General features: G+C 62.8%; 13 protein-coding genes and 1 tRNA gene. All 14 read left to right on the forward strand.

From position 1 onward, the window contains the following. Positions 1–13 precede the first annotated feature (13 nt). The 14 genes from hisC to rpmI all read left to right on the forward strand — a co-directional run bounded on the left by hisC (position 14) and on the right by rpmI (position 14,041). Positions 14–1,111, forward strand: coding sequence for a histidinol-phosphate transaminase (hisC, locus tag HHL15_RS09980; RefSeq protein WP_169145615.1), 1,098 nt, complete (start codon positions 14–16; stop codon positions 1,109–1,111). Between the two features lie 11 nt (positions 1,112–1,122). Beyond that, positions 1,123–2,016, forward strand: a complete 894-nt coding sequence (locus HHL15_RS09985) for a prephenate dehydrogenase (protein WP_169145616.1) — start codon at positions 1,123–1,125, stop codon at positions 2,014–2,016. A 14-nt stretch (positions 2,017–2,030) separates the two neighbouring features. After that, entirely contained in the window at positions 2,031–3,989 is a 1,959-nt protein-coding gene (locus tag HHL15_RS09990; protein ID WP_169145617.1) for a bifunctional 3-phosphoshikimate 1-carboxyvinyltransferase/cytidylate kinase, read from the forward strand. A gap of 113 nt (positions 3,990–4,102) precedes the next feature. Next, on the forward strand, positions 4,103–5,809 hold the full coding sequence (gene rpsA / locus HHL15_RS09995) for a 30S ribosomal protein S1 (RefSeq protein WP_169145618.1): 1,707 nt from the start codon (positions 4,103–4,105) through the stop codon (positions 5,807–5,809). An 11-nt stretch (positions 5,810–5,820) separates the two neighbouring features. Continuing rightward, on the forward strand, positions 5,821–6,105 hold the full coding sequence (locus tag HHL15_RS10000; protein ID WP_079434022.1) for an integration host factor subunit beta: 285 nt from the start codon (positions 5,821–5,823) through the stop codon (positions 6,103–6,105). 99 nt (positions 6,106–6,204) lie between these two features. Continuing rightward, positions 6,205–6,510: a lipopolysaccharide assembly protein LapA domain-containing protein gene (locus HHL15_RS10005; RefSeq protein WP_169145619.1), complete on the forward strand. Its 306-nt coding sequence runs from the start codon at positions 6,205–6,207 to the stop codon at positions 6,508–6,510. Between the two features lie 4 nt (positions 6,511–6,514). Further along, positions 6,515–7,690 (forward strand): lipopolysaccharide assembly protein LapB, encoded by a 1,176-nt coding sequence (gene lapB, locus HHL15_RS10010; RefSeq protein WP_169145620.1) that lies wholly within the window; start codon positions 6,515–6,517, stop codon positions 7,688–7,690. 83 nt (positions 7,691–7,773) lie between these two features. Next, positions 7,774–9,096, forward strand: coding sequence for a UDP-glucose dehydrogenase family protein (locus tag HHL15_RS10015; RefSeq protein WP_169145621.1), 1,323 nt, complete (start codon positions 7,774–7,776; stop codon positions 9,094–9,096). Positions 9,097–9,255: 159 nt separating this feature from the next. Next, positions 9,256–10,146 carry a cysteine synthase CysM gene (gene cysM / locus HHL15_RS10020; RefSeq protein ID WP_169145622.1) on the forward strand — a complete coding sequence of 297 codons (891 nt, stop codon included), beginning with the start codon at positions 9,256–9,258 and terminating at the stop codon, positions 10,144–10,146. A gap of 8 nt (positions 10,147–10,154) precedes the next feature. Then, positions 10,155–10,964, forward strand: coding sequence for a 3'-5' exonuclease (locus tag HHL15_RS10025; RefSeq protein WP_169145623.1), 810 nt, complete (start codon positions 10,155–10,157; stop codon positions 10,962–10,964). A gap of 47 nt (positions 10,965–11,011) precedes the next feature. Next, positions 11,012–11,088, forward strand: a tRNA-Val gene (locus tag HHL15_RS10030). Between the two features lie 146 nt (positions 11,089–11,234). Next, complete coding sequence (gene thrS, locus HHL15_RS10035) at positions 11,235–13,151, forward strand: threonine--tRNA ligase (RefSeq protein WP_169145624.1); 1,917 nt, start codon at positions 11,235–11,237, stop codon at positions 13,149–13,151. Between the two features lie 47 nt (positions 13,152–13,198). Then, complete coding sequence (gene infC / locus HHL15_RS10040) at positions 13,199–13,702, forward strand: translation initiation factor IF-3 (protein WP_206198706.1); 504 nt, start codon at positions 13,199–13,201, stop codon at positions 13,700–13,702. A gap of 141 nt (positions 13,703–13,843) precedes the next feature. After that, positions 13,844–14,041 carry a 50S ribosomal protein L35 gene (gene rpmI, locus HHL15_RS10045; RefSeq protein ID WP_169145625.1) on the forward strand — a complete coding sequence of 66 codons (198 nt, stop codon included), beginning with the start codon at positions 13,844–13,846 and terminating at the stop codon, positions 14,039–14,041. Positions 14,042–14,051 lie beyond the last annotated feature (10 nt).

Consider the following 14,051-nt stretch of genomic DNA (forward strand, 5'->3'; position numbering starts at 1 on the left):
TCCGGAGTTTTCCATGCGTGTGTGTGATCTGGCGCCTGCCCACATCCGGGCGATTTCCCCCTATCAGCCTGGCAAGCCCATCTCCGAGCTGGCCCGGGAGATGGGGCTGGCCGAGGCGTCCATCGTCAAGCTGGCCTCCAACGAAAACCCGCTGGGCATCGGCGAGCGCACCCGCGCGGCGATCAATGCCTCGCTGGCCGACATCGCCCGTTATCCCGACGGCAACGGCTTCGAGCTGAAGGACGCCCTGTGCCGCCGCTATGGCGTGAAGATGAGCCAGATCGTGCTGGGCAATGGTTCCAACGACATCCTCGAAATGGCGGCCGGGGCCTTCCTCGGGCCGGACCGTGACGCCGTCTACGCCCAGCATGCCTTTGCCGTGTATCCCCTGGCCACCCAGGCCGCCGGGGCCCGAGGCATCGAGGTGCCGGCAAAGAATTTCGGCCATGATCTGGATGCCATGCTGGCCGCCATCACCCCGGCGACCCGCGTCATCTTCATCGCCAACCCGAACAACCCGACCGGCACCTTCGTGCCTGGCCCCGAGCTGGAGGCTTTCCTGGCCCGCGTGCCCGCCGAGGTGCTGGTGGTGTTGGACGAGGCCTACACCGAATACTTGGCGCCGGCCCAGCGCTACGATGCGATCGCCTGGCTCGAGCGCTTCCCCAATCTGCTGATCAGCCGCACCTTCTCCAAGGCCTATGGCCTGGCGGGGCTGCGGGTGGGCTACGGCCTGGGCAGCCCGGAGGTGATCGACCTGCTGAACCGGGTCCGCCAGCCCTTCAACGTGACCAGCGTGGGTCTGGCCGCCGCCGCCGCCGCCCTGTTCGATGACGACTTCCTGCAGCGCAGCTTCGAGATGAACCTGGCCGGCATGGCCCAGCTCACCGAGGGTTTTGCCCGCCTGGGGCTGGACTGGATCCCCTCTGCGGGCAACTTCCTGACCGTCAAGGTTGGTGACGGCGCAAAGGTCAACGCCGGTCTGCTGCGCCAGGGCGTCATCGTGCGCCCCATCGCGGCCTATGGCATGCCGGAATGGCTGCGTGTGTCGATCGGTCTGGAGAGCGAGAACGCACGCTTCCTCGAGGCCCTGCCGGCCGCCCTGGCCTGAGCGGAGGGGGCGTGGACAAGATCGACAAGCTGGTCGTCTGCGGTGTCGGCCTGATCGGTGGCTCGGTGGCGCTGGCGCTGCGCCGGGCCCGGCTGGTCAATCGCATCGTGGGTGTCGGCCGGCGGCCCGAGCCGCTGGCCATGGCCCGGCAGCTTGGGGTCATCGACGAGATCGCCACGGACTGGGCCGACGCCCTCGACGGCGCCAGCGTCGTATTGCTGGCCATGCCCGTCGGGCAGATGGATGCCGTGGCCGCCGCGATTGCGCCGCACCTGGCGCCCGGGACGATCGTCACCGACGCCGGTAGCACCAAGCGTGACGTGATCGAGGCCATCTACCGCCACCTTGGGGCCCACCTGGGCACCGTGGTGCCGGCGCACCCCATCGCCGGTGCCGAGAAGAGCGGCCCCGCGGCCGCCCAGGCCGAGCTCTACCGGGGGCGCAAGGTGGTCGTCACCCCCTTGCCCGAGAACACGCCGGAGGCCGTGGCGCGCGTCCGGGAGATGTGGGCGGCCTGTGGCGCCGTGCTGCACGAGATGAGCCCCCAGGAGCACGACCGGGTCTTCGCCGCGGTCAGCCATCTGCCGCACCTGCTGGCTTTTGGCCTGGTGCACGATCTGGCCGGCCGCGCCAATGCCGAACAGCTCTTCAGCTACGCGGCCAGCGGCTTCCGCGACTTCACCCGGGTGGCGGGCAGCCACCCCGAGATGTGGCGTGACATCTGCTTGGCCAACCGGCATTCATTGCTGGCCGAGCTGGATGCCTATCTGTCCGAGCTGGCCTACCTGCGGGCCCTCCTGCTGGATGGCAACGGCCCGTCGCTGGAGGCGGTCTTTGCCGATGCCAGCCGGGCCCGCAACGAATGGGCCGACAAGGCTTTCCCTGCGACGCCCTCGGGCGAGTAATACAAGGATTTTCCATGGAATTCATCGATCTGCCGCCGATGCGGAAGGCTGCGGGCCAGGTGCGCCTGCCGGGCTCCAAGAGCATTTCGAACCGGGTGCTGCTGCTGGCTGCGCTGGCCGAAGGCGAGACCCTGGTCGAGGATCTGCTCGACTCCGATGACACGCGGGTCATGCGTAACGCCATCGTCGCCCTCGGCGTGGAGGTGGTGGAGGAGGGCGCTGCGCTGCGGGTCAAGGGATGTGGCGGGGGCTTTCCCGGGCTCAAGGCCGACCTGTTCGTCGGCAACTCGGGGCTCAGCATCCGTACCCTGGTGCCCGCCATCGCGGCCAGCCTTTCCCTTGCTGCCGATGACGCGGAGGTGCGCCTTTCCGGGGTGCCCCGCATGCATGAACGCCCCATCGGCGACCTGGTCGATGGGCTCAAGCAGCTTGGTGCGCGGGTCGAGTGGCTGGGGCAGGAGGGCTATCCTCCGCTGGCTCTCAGGCCGGCTCGCCTGCAGGCCGAGCGGGTCAGCGTGCGGGGCAATGTCTCGAGCCAGTTCCTCACCGGGCTGCTCCAGGCCGCACCGCTGGTGGCGCGAGACAAGCCGCTGGTCATCGAGGTGGAGGGCGAGCTGATCAGCCGCCCCTATGTGGAAATCACCCTCAACCTGATGGAGCGCTTCGGCGTGAGCGTGCAGCGCGAGGGCTGGAATCGCTTCATCGTGGCGGCCGGGCAGGCTTATCGCTCACCGGGCCGGATCGCGGTCGAGGGGGATGCCTCCACGGCCAGCTACTTCCTGGCCGCCGGTGCGCTGGGCGGCGGGCCGCTGCGGGTTGTCGGCGCAGGGCGGCGGAGCATCCAGGGAGATGTGAAGTTTGCCGACGCGCTGGCCGTGATGGGCGCCGAGATCACCTGGGGCGACGACTGGATCGAGGCGCGCGCGCCGGCTTCCGGCCGTCTCAAGGCCTTCGATCTCGATCTCAACCACATTCCCGATGCGGCCATGACCCTGTCGGTGGCGGCCTTGTTTGCCGATGGCCCCAGCACCCTGCGCAACATCGGCAGCTGGCGCGTCAAGGAAACCGACCGTATCGCTGCCATGGCGACCGAGCTGCGCAAGCTCGGGGCGACGGTCGAGGAGTTTCCCGAGAGCATCCGCGTCACCCCGCCGGCCCGCCTGCAGCCTGCAGCCATCGACACCTACGACGACCACCGGGTGGCCATGTGCTTCTCCCTGGCGACCCTGGGCGGCAGCTACGTGCGGATCAACGATCCGAAATGTGTGAACAAGACCTTCCCCGAATATTTCCAGACCTTCGCCGGCATCGCGCAGCCGGTGCCGGTGGTGGCCATCGATGGCCCTTCCGCTTCCGGCAAGGGCACGGTGGCGGCGCTGGTGGCCGAGGCTCTGGGTTTTGCGCACCTCGACAGCGGTGCGTTATACCGGATCGTGGCCCTGTCGGCCATGCGCAAGGGCGTTGCCCTGGAGGACGAGCCGGCGGTCGCCGCGCTGGCCGCCGGCTTGCCCGCGCGTTTCGAGGGCGGGCGGGTGTTGCTCGATGGCGACGACGTGACCGACGAGATCCGCAGTGAGACCTGTTCCGTTGGCGCTTCGCGGGTCGCGGTGCTGCCGCAGGTGCGGGACGCCCTGTTCTGGCGCCAGCGGGCCTACCGCAGCGGGGCCGGTGTCGTCGCCGAGGGCCGTGACATGGGCTCGGTGGTGTTCCCGGACGCAGAGCTCAAGATATTCCTGACCGCTTCCGTGGAAGCGCGCGCCGAACGCCGTTATAAGCAGTTGATCGGTAAAGGAATGGCTGCTAGTATGATTGATCTGCTCAAAGATCTCCATGAACGGGATGCGCGGGATTCCCAGCGCGCCGTGGCGCCTTTGAAGCAGTGCGAGGATGCGGCCCTGCTCGATACCTCCGAATTGACCGTCCAGCAGGCGGTGGATTTCGTGGTGGAGCGTGCGGCGGGTCTTCGCAAGTGAGCGCAACTGAGCGCAACTGAGTTTGTAGTCAAGGTCTTCCACTTCCCGCCCGGGTGGTGGAGGGTTGTTCAACCAGGAGCCGTTTCACGACGGTTGTAAGGTTCTTTTTTCATATGTCCACTGCCACCCCTGTCTCCTTCGAGGAAAGCTTTGCCGCCCTCTTCGAGGAATCCCTCAATCGTCAGGAAATGCGCGCCGGCGAAGTCATTACCGCCGAAGTCGTGCGCATCGACCAGAACTTCGTCGTCGTCAACGCCGGTCTCAAGTCCGAGAGCTACATTCCCATCGAGGAATTCCGTAGCGATCGTGGCGAGCTCATGGCCGAAATCGGCGACTATGTGCAGGTCGCCATCGAGCAGCTCGAAGACGGTTACGGCGAAACCCGCCTGTCCCGCGACAAGGCCAAGCGCATTGCCGCCTGGAACGACCTCGACAAGGCACTGAACGACGCGATCCTCGTGAAGGGCATGATCACCGGCAAGGTGAAGGGTGGCCTGACGGTCATGGTGAACGGCATCCGTGCATTCCTGCCGGGTTCCCTGGTGGACATGCGTCCGGTCAAGGACACCACCCCGTTCGAAGGCAAGGAATTCGAATTCCGCGTGATCAAGCTCGACCGCAAGCGCAACAACGTGGTCGTGTCCCGTCGCGCCGTGCTGGAAGCCTCCATGGGCGAAGAGCGTCAGAAGCTCCTCGAAACCCTGAAGGAAGGCACTGTCGTCAAGGGTATCGTCAAGAACATCACCGACTACGGCGCATTCGTGGATCTGGGTGGCATCGACGGCCTGCTGCACATCACCGACCTGGCCTGGCGCCGTGTTCGTCACCCGTCCGAAGTTCTGGCCGTGGGCGACGAGCTGGAAGCCAAGGTGCTCAAGTTCGACCAGGAGAAGAACCGCGTCTCCCTGGGTCTCAAGCAGCTGGGCGAAGATCCGTGGGTGGGCATCTCCCGTCGTTACCCGCAAGGTACCCGTCTGTTCGGCAAGGTCACCAACATCACCGACTATGGTGCGTTCGTGGAAGTCGAGCAGGGCATCGAGGGCCTGGTTCACGTGTCCGAAATGGACTGGACCAACAAGAACATCCACCCGACCAAGGTTGTCCAGTTGGGCGACGAAGTCGAAGTGATGATCCTCGAGATCGACGAAGACCGTCGCCGCATCTCCCTGGGCATGAAGCAGTGCATGTCCAACCCGTGGGACGATTTCGCCATCAACCACAAGAAGGGCGACAAGGTCCGTGGTCAGATCAAGTCCCTGACCGACTTCGGCGTGTTCATCGGCCTGGAAGGTGGTATCGACGGTCTGGTGCACCTGTCCGACCTGTCCTGGTCCCTGACCGGCGAAGAAGCTGTTCGCCAGTACAAGAAGGGCGACGAGGTCGAGGCCGTGGTGCTGAACATCGACGTCGAGAAGGAGCGCATCTCCCTCGGCATCAAGCAACTCGATGGCGACCCCTTCACCAACTTCATCGCCACCCACGACAAGAACACCCTCGTGAATGGCACCGTGAAGACCGTGGATGCCCGTGGCGCCGTGATCGCCCTGAACAACGACGTCGAAGGCTACCTGCGCGCGTCCGAGTTCTCCCGCGACCGTGTGGACGATCTGTCCCTGCTGCTGAAGGTCGGTGAGGAAGTCGAGGCCCTGATCGTCAACGTGGATCGCAAGACCCGTGGCATCAACCTCTCCATCCGCGCCAAGGATCAGGTTGAACAAAGCGAAGCAATGAGCAAGCTGGCGTCCGACAGCGCCTCCGCTGCCAGCGGCACCACCAACCTCGGTGCGCTGCTGAAGGCCAAGCTCAACGAGCAGAAGTAAGCGGTTCAGGCATGACGAAGTCGGAGCTCATCGCCCGGCTGGCGGAGCGTTTTCCCCAGCTGGTTGCGAAGGACGCCGAATTCGCGGTAAAGATGATTCTCGATGCGATGACCGATGCCTTGTCGCGGGGTGATCGTATCGAGATCCGCGGTTTTGGCAGCTTTGCCTTGAATTACCGGCCTCCCCGGGTCGGGCGTAATCCGAAATCGGGGGAAAAAGTCCAGGTGCCGGAGAAGTATGTTCCGCATTTTAAGGCCGGCAAGGAACTGCGGGAGCGCGTCGATATGATGGGTTGAGGCCCATCCGACGGTTTCCGGTCCGGAAGCCCGAGCCTGAAACGGAAGGCGGCGAAAGCCGCCTTCTTTTTTTTGTCCACGTCGGGGATAATTTGGGACATGCGCGCCCTTATCTGGATTCTCCGGCTGTTTTTATTCCTCCTGCTCTTCGGCTTCGCCGTCAAGAATGACGATGTCGTCGTCTTGCGGTTCTTTTTCGGGGCGCAGTGGCAGATGCCGCTGGTGCTCGTGATTCTTCTATTCGTGGTGGTTGGCGTATTGGTCGGTGTAACGGCGACGCTCTCCATCCTCTATCGACAGCACCGGGAGATCGACAATCTCCGCCGCAGCGGCCCTCGTGTCGCTTCGGATGTCCGTGTCCGGCCGCCAGTGGCCGATGGTCCGGACCTGCCTGAGACCTACTGAATCCATGGAATTCGAGTTGTGGTGGCTGCTTGCCTTTCCCCTGTTCTTCGTCCTGGGGTGGCTGGCGGCACGGATTGACATCAAGCACCTGGTCAAGGAGTCGCGGGCATTGCCGCGAACCTACCTGACCGGCCTCAATTTTCTGCTCAATGAGCAGCCTGACAAGGCCATTGATGCCTTTATCGAGGCAGTGAAGATCGACAACCAGACCGTCGAGCTGCACTTTGCCCTGGGCAGCCTGTTCCGCCGTCGTGGTGAAACCGACAGGGCGATCCGGATGCACCAGAACCTGATCGATCGCGATGACCTGTCGGATGATCAGCGCCTGCAGGCCACCTCCGAACTCGGTCTCGATTACCTCAAGGCCGGCCTGCTTGACCGGGCCGAGGCGGTGTTTACACAACTGCGCGGTTCCCGTCTCGATGAGTTCGCCCTCAAGAATCTGCTCGACATCTATCAGCAGGAGAAGGACTGGCGCAAGGCGATTGAGATCGCCGAGGCACTGCCGGGCCATGAGAGCGCGCTGTGGGAAAAGGAAGTAGCCAACTTCCACTGCGAGCTGGCGTCCGACCATCTGGCCAATTCCCGCTTCAGCGACGCCTTGACCGCATTGCGGCGGGCGCTCGAAATGAACCGGAAATCCGTGCGTGCGAGCATGTTGCTGGGCGATCTGCATGCCGCGCAGGGTGACGATCAGGAGGCGCTGGAGGCCTGGAAGAAGGTGGAGAGCCAGAATCCCGTCTATCTGGCGCTGGTGGCCGAGCGTCTGATGGACGCCTATCGGCGTCTGGGCAGTCTCGAGCAGGGCATGCAACTGCTGCGCAGCTACCTGGAGAAATATCCGTCGCTGGATCTGCTGGATGCCTTGTTCCAGTGGGAGCTGCAGAAGGAGGGCGCGTCGGCGGCCTACCATCTGGTGCGGGACGAGCTGCAGCGCAACCCGACCCTGCTGGGCCTCGACAAGTTGCTGGAGGCGGCGCTGCTGACGGCACCGGCCGAGCAGCGGATGGATATTGAGTTGGTCAAGGGCCTCGTGCATGGCCACACCCGTCGGGTGGCGCGCTATCGCTGCGATGCCTGTGGTTTCAAGGCGCGTCAGTTCTACTGGCGCTGTCCGGCCTGCGGCGGTTGGGAAACCTATCCGCCCCGGCGTACCGAAGAATTCGATCTGACCCCCTGAGTCGTCACGGGGCTGCACTCGAGTGACACGGAGTGCCGGGGTTTGACTGAAATTTCACCTGGAATTCTCGCGGGAACATTCATATGAAGATTACGGTGGTTGGCACGGGTTATGTGGGGCTTGTCTCCGGGGCCTGTCTGGCGGAGATGGGCAACGACGTGCTGTGCCTCGACCTCGATCCGGAGAAGATCCGGATTCTCGAGGAAGGTGGTATCCCCATTCACGAGCCCGGGCTCGATCAGGTTGTCGCCCGCAATGTGGCGGCCGGCCGCCTGCATTTCACGACCAATGTGCAGGATGCGGTCCAGTTCGGCACCATCCAGTTCATTGCCGTGGGCACGCCGCCCGACGAGGATGGCTCTGCCGATCTGCAGTACGTCTTGTCGGCGGCTCGCGCGATCGGCCGGCACATGACTGACTACAAGGTGATCGTGGACAAGAGCACGGTCCCGGTCGGCACCGCCGACAAGGTCAAGGCGGCGGTCCAGGCCGAGCTCGATGCCCGTGGTGCGACCATCCCCTACAGCATCGTGTCGAACCCCGAGTTCCTCAAGGAGGGGGCGGCTGTCGACGATTTCATGCGTCCCGACCGCATCGTCGTGGGTGCCGAGGACGATCAGGCGATCTTCCTGATGAAGGCCTTGTACGCGCCTTTCCAGCGCAACCACGAAAAGCTGCTGATCATGGATCTGCGCAGTGCCGAGCTCACCAAGTATGCGGCCAACGCCATGCTGGCCACCCGCATCAGCTTCATGAACGAACTGGCCCTGCTGGCCGAGTCGCTGGGCGCCGACATCGAACTGGTCCGTCAGGGGATCGGCAGCGATCCGCGCATCGGTTATCACTTCCTGTATGCCGGTTGTGGCTATGGCGGCTCCTGCTTCCCCAAGGACGTGAAGGCCCTGATCCGTACGGGGGCCGACGAAGGGCACGCCCTGCGGGTGCTCAACGCCGTTGAAGAAGCCAATGATGCCCAGAAGCAGGTGCTGGTGGACAAGGTGGTGGCCCGTTTTGGCGAGGATCTGTCCGGTCTCAACTTCGCCATCTGGGGGTTGGCCTTCAAGCCCAATACCGACGACATGCGCGAAGCGCCGAGCCGGGTCATCATCGCCGAGTTGTTCAAGCGCGGAGCGACGGTGACGGCCTACGATCCGGTGGCGATGTCCGAGACCGCCCGTATTTTCGGCGACGAGCCGCGCCTGCGTTATGCCGAGCGTCCTATGCAGGCGCTGGATGGCGCCGATGCCCTGCTGATCGTGACCGAGTGGAAGGAATTCCGCAGTCCCGATTTTGGCGCCATCAAGGACAAGCTCAAGACCCCGATCATTTTCGATGGCCGCAATCTCTTTGATCCCAAGCTGCCCCGTGAGGCTGGCCTGACCTACCTGAGCATCGGCCGGCCCTGATCTTTCAGAGCGTCGCATGTCCCGGAGGGCTTCCCAGGAAGCCCTCTTTTTTCTTCGCTGTTACCGTATTGCAACAAAACCGTGGGCCGGCCTGCCGTCCTCAGGAGCTGCATTCGGTATCATCTGCCCCAACTCCAACTTTCGATTCTGGTGAGCGCCATGGAATTCAAGACTCTCGAGGACTACGTGGGGCAGACGCCCCTGGTGCGCCTCAAACGCATCACGGCCGGCCGCAACAATGTCATCCTGGCCAAGCTGGAGGGCAACAACCCGGCGGGGTCGGTCAAGGATCGCCCGGCGCTGTCCATGATTCTCCATGCCGAGGAGCGGGGCGACATCAGCCCTGGGCACACCCTGATCGAGGCCACCAGCGGCAATACCGGCATCGCCCTGGCGATGGCGGCGGCGATCCGCGGCTACGGCATGATCCTGGTGATGCCCGAGAATCAGAGCATCGAACGCCGCCAGACCATGCGCGCCTTTGGTGCCGAACTGGTGCTGACGCCGAAGGAGGGCGGGATGGAGCTGGCCCGCGATGTGGCGGAGCGCATGCGCGACGAAGGCAAGGGCGTGATCCTCGACCAGTTTGCCAACCAGGACAATCCGCGGGCCCACATCGAGGGCACCGGCCCCGAGATCTGGGAGCAGACCGGCGGCACCATCACCCACTTCATCAGCAGCATGGGCACCACCGGCACCATCATGGGGGCGTCCACCTACCTCAAGTCGCGCAATCCGGACATCCGCATCATCGGTTGCCAGCCGACCGAAGGGGCGCAGATCCCCGGGATCCGCAAGTGGCCGGAAGCCTACCTGCCCAGCATCTACGACAAGTCCCGGGTGGACCAGTTGGAGTACGTGGGGCAGGCCGATGCCGAGGAAATGACCCGTCGCCTGGCCCGGGAGGAGGGCATCTTTGCCGGTATCTCTTCCGGTGGCGCAATGCATGTGGCGCTGCGACTCGCCGAGCAGGTAGAGAACGCTGTGATCGTCTCCATTGTTTGTGACCGTGGCGACCGTTACCTGTCCACCGGTGTCTTTCCCGCCTGATCATGACGATGCCGACCACACTCGTCTTCGATATCGAGACCATTCCCGATGTGGCGGGGATCCGGAGCCTGCACGGCCTGCCAGCGGACCTTGGCGACGAGGAGGTGGCCGAATACGCTTTCCAGTTGCGTCGGGCGGCCACTGGCAACGATTTCCTGCCTCACCACTTGCAGCGGGTGGTCACCATTTCCTGTGTGCTGCGGGATGCTTCCCAGTTCCGGGTCTTCTCCCTGTCCGAGCCTGACTGTCAGGAGGGGCAGATCATCCAGCGCTTCTTTGACGGCATCGAGCGTTTCACGCCGCAACTGGTGTCGTGGAATGGCGGGGGCTTCGACCTGCCCGTGCTCCACTATCGCGGCATGCTGCACGGCGTGGCCGCACCCCGCTACTGGGATCTGGGCGACGGTGATTATGTGGACTCCCGTGAGTTCAAGTGGAACAACTACATCGGCCGCTACCATCTGCGTCACCTGGACCTGATGGACCTGCTGGCCTTGTACCAGCCCAGAGCCAGCGCACCCCTCGATGACCTGGCCAAGCTGATGGGTTTTCCGGGCAAGCTGGGCATGGACGGCTCGGCAGTCTGGAAGGGCTATTGCGAAGGGCGGATCGCCGATATCCGCGATTACTGCGAAACCGACGTCGTTAACACCTATCTGGTGTTCCTGCGTTTTCAACTCATGCGGGGCACCATTGATCGCCAGCACTATGAGGCGGAGCTGGCTTTCGTGAAGGAAGCCCTGGGGCGTCTGGAGGCCGAGCACTGGAAGCGCTTCCTGGCGGCCTGGCCGGAATCGGGTCTTGATAAAGTAATTTGAAGAAGTAGTTGACAGGTTCTGGGAACCGTCTATAATGCGGGCTTCTTAGGCGCGTAGCTCAGCTGGTTAGAGCACCACCTTGACATGGTGGGGGTCGTTGGTTCGAGTCCAATCGCGCCTACCAAACACCTAAGAAGGAAAACGAATGTCTCGAACTTGCGGCGCTAAGGCTAGGTAATAACGAGTCTGCTGTAAGGCGTTTTCCAAAAAAGAAAAAGTGCGGCTCGTCCGCACTTTTTTTTTGCCCTGAATTTTCCGAAGCGAGCCCCCATGCCCAACATCACCTTGCCCGACGGTTCTGTACGTAGTTTCGAGCAACCCGTGACGATCGCCCAGGTCGCCGCCTCCATCGGTGCCGGCCTGGCCAAGGCGGCCCTGGCCGGCAGGGTCGATGGCAAGCTGGTGGATACTTCCTTCCTCATCGAGGGCGATGTGGCCCTGGCCATCGTGACCGACAAGGATCCGGATGGCCTGGAGGTCATCCGTCACTCCACGGCCCACTTGCTGGCCTACGCGGTGAAGGAGCTGTTTCCCGAGGTGCAGGTGACCATCGGTCCGGTGATCGAAAACGGCTTTTTCTACGACTTCTCCTACAAGCGTCCGTTCACGCCCGAGGATCTGGAGAAGATCGAGGCCCGCATGACCGAGCTGGCCAAGCGTGATATCCCTGTCGAGCGCAGCGTGCTGCCGCGGGACGAGGCGGTGGCTTACTTCAAGTCGATCGGCGAGCATTACAAGGCCGAGATCATTGCTTCGATTCCCCAGGGGGAGGATGTCTCCCTGTATCGGGAGGGTGATTTCACCGACCTGTGCCGTGGTCCTCACGTGCCTTCCACCGGCAAGCTGAAGGTCTTCAAGCTCATGAAGGTGGCGGGTGCCTACTGGCGTGGCGACTCGAAGAACGAAATGCTGCAGCGCATCTACGGCACGGCCTGGGCCAGGAAGGAAGAGCAGGAGGCCTACCTGCACATGCTGGAAGAGGCCGAAAAGCGCGACCATCGCCGCCTTGGCAAGCAGCTGGATCTCTTTCATCTGCAGGAAGAGGCGCCGGGTCTGGTGTTCTGGCATCCCAACGGCTGGACGGTCTGGCAGGCTGTGGAGCAGTACATGCGCGCCGTCTATCGTGACAATGGTTATCAGGAGGTGCGTTGCCCGCAGATCCTGGATCGTTCCCTGTGGGAGAAGTCCGGGCACTGGGAGCACTACAAGGCCAACATGTTCACCACCGAGTCGGAAAGTCGCGACTATGCGGTGAAGCCCATGAACTGCCCGGGCCATATCCAGATCTTCAATTCCGATCTGCGCTCCTATCGCGAGCTGCCCCTGCGCTACGGCGAGTTTGGTGCCTGTCACCGCAACGAGCCGTCCGGGGCGCTGCACGGCATCATGCGGGTGCGCGGCTTCACCCAGGATGACGGTCACGTCTTCTGTACCGAGGACCAGATCGAGTCCGAGGTGACGGCTTTCAACTCCCTGGTGCGCAAGGTGTATGCGGACTTCGGTTTCAAGGACGTGGCGGTCAAGCTGGCCCTGCGTCCGGACAGCCGGGTGGGTTCGGACGAGGTGTGGGATAAGGCGGAAGGCGCGCTGCGCGCCGCGCTGCGGGCCAGTGGTCTGGAGTGGGAGGAGTTGCCCGGCGAGGGCGCCTTCTATGGCCCGAAGATCGAATTCCACATCAAGGATGCGATTGGTCGCTCCTGGCAGTGCGGCACCGTCCAGGTGGATTTCTCCATGCCTGCGCGCCTGGGGGCCGAGTATGTCGGCGAGGACAACGGCCGCCATACGCCCGTGATGTTGCACCGGGCAATCCTCGGTTCGCTGGAGCGTTTCATCGGCATTCTGATCGAAAACCATGCAGGCGCCTTGCCCTTGTGGCTGGCGCCGGTGCAGGCGGTGGTGCTGAATATCTCCGAATCCCAGGCGGATTACGTTACGGAAGTCGTCAAAACCCTCCGGGCGCGTGGCTTCCGGGTTGAGGCAGATTTGCGCAACGAGAAGATTACTTATAAAATACGTGAACATAGCGTAAGAAAGCTGCCTTACCTGCTGGTCGTGGGTGACAAAGAAAAGGCAGCTGATGTAGTGGCAGTCCGCGCCCGTGGTAATCAGGATCTCGGTCAAATGTCCCTCGATAAGATTGTCGAGCGTTGGCAAGACGAAATCTCTTCGTTTGCCGGCACGGCCTGATTTTTTTGTTTTCTATGGAGATTTAAACCATCGCTCAGGATAAGAAGCTGCGCATCAACGGCGAAATTAGCGTGCCGGAAGTGCGCCTGACGGGTGAGGACGGTGAGCAGATCGGCATCGTTTCTCTGCGTGCTGCATTGGAAGCGGCTGAAGAAGCGGGCGTCGATCTGGTAGAGATCGCGCCGATGGCAAAGCCGCCCGTGTGTCGTTTGATGGACTTCGGCAAATACAAGTACGAAGAAGCCAAGCGCGCCCACGAAGCCAAGCAGAAGCAGAAGCAGATTCAGGTCAAGGAAGTCAAGCTCCGCCCGGGTACGGACGAGAACGATTACCAGATCAAGCTGCGGAACCTGACCAAGTTCCTGAACGAAGGCGACAAGGCGAAGGTGACCCTCCGTTTTCGTGGCCGTGAAATGGCCCACCAGGAATTCGGCATGCGCCAGCTGGAGCGGATCAAGGCCGACCTCGAAGAAATCGCGATGGTCGAGCAGATGCCGAAGATGGAAGGGCGCCAGATGATCATGGTCATCGCGCCGAAGAAGAAGCACTAAAAGAATTTCAGGCGCCCGAGCGGTTCGGGCGCCGGAAGACGGCGGGCAGAATAGTCCGCCGTAAACAAGTGGTGACGGGTTGTTGAAGCGTTTCCGGAAGTCGGAAGCCACCCGGGGCCATGTCATAAGCTGGAGTACTTCATGCCCAAGATGAAGACCAAGAGCGGGGCCGCAAAACGGTTCAAGGTCCGCGCTAGCGGTAGCATCAAGCGTTCGCAGGCGTTCAAGCGCCACATCCTGACCAAGAAGACCACCAAGAGCAAGCGCCAGCTGCGCGGCATGACTGCCGTCCACGCTGCGGACGAAAAGTCCATCCGCGCCATGATGCCTTACGCTTGATTTAGGAGAA

The organism is Zoogloea dura (assembly GCF_012927165.1).
GTDB classification, from domain to species: Bacteria; Pseudomonadota; Gammaproteobacteria; order Burkholderiales; family Rhodocyclaceae; genus Zoogloea; species Zoogloea dura.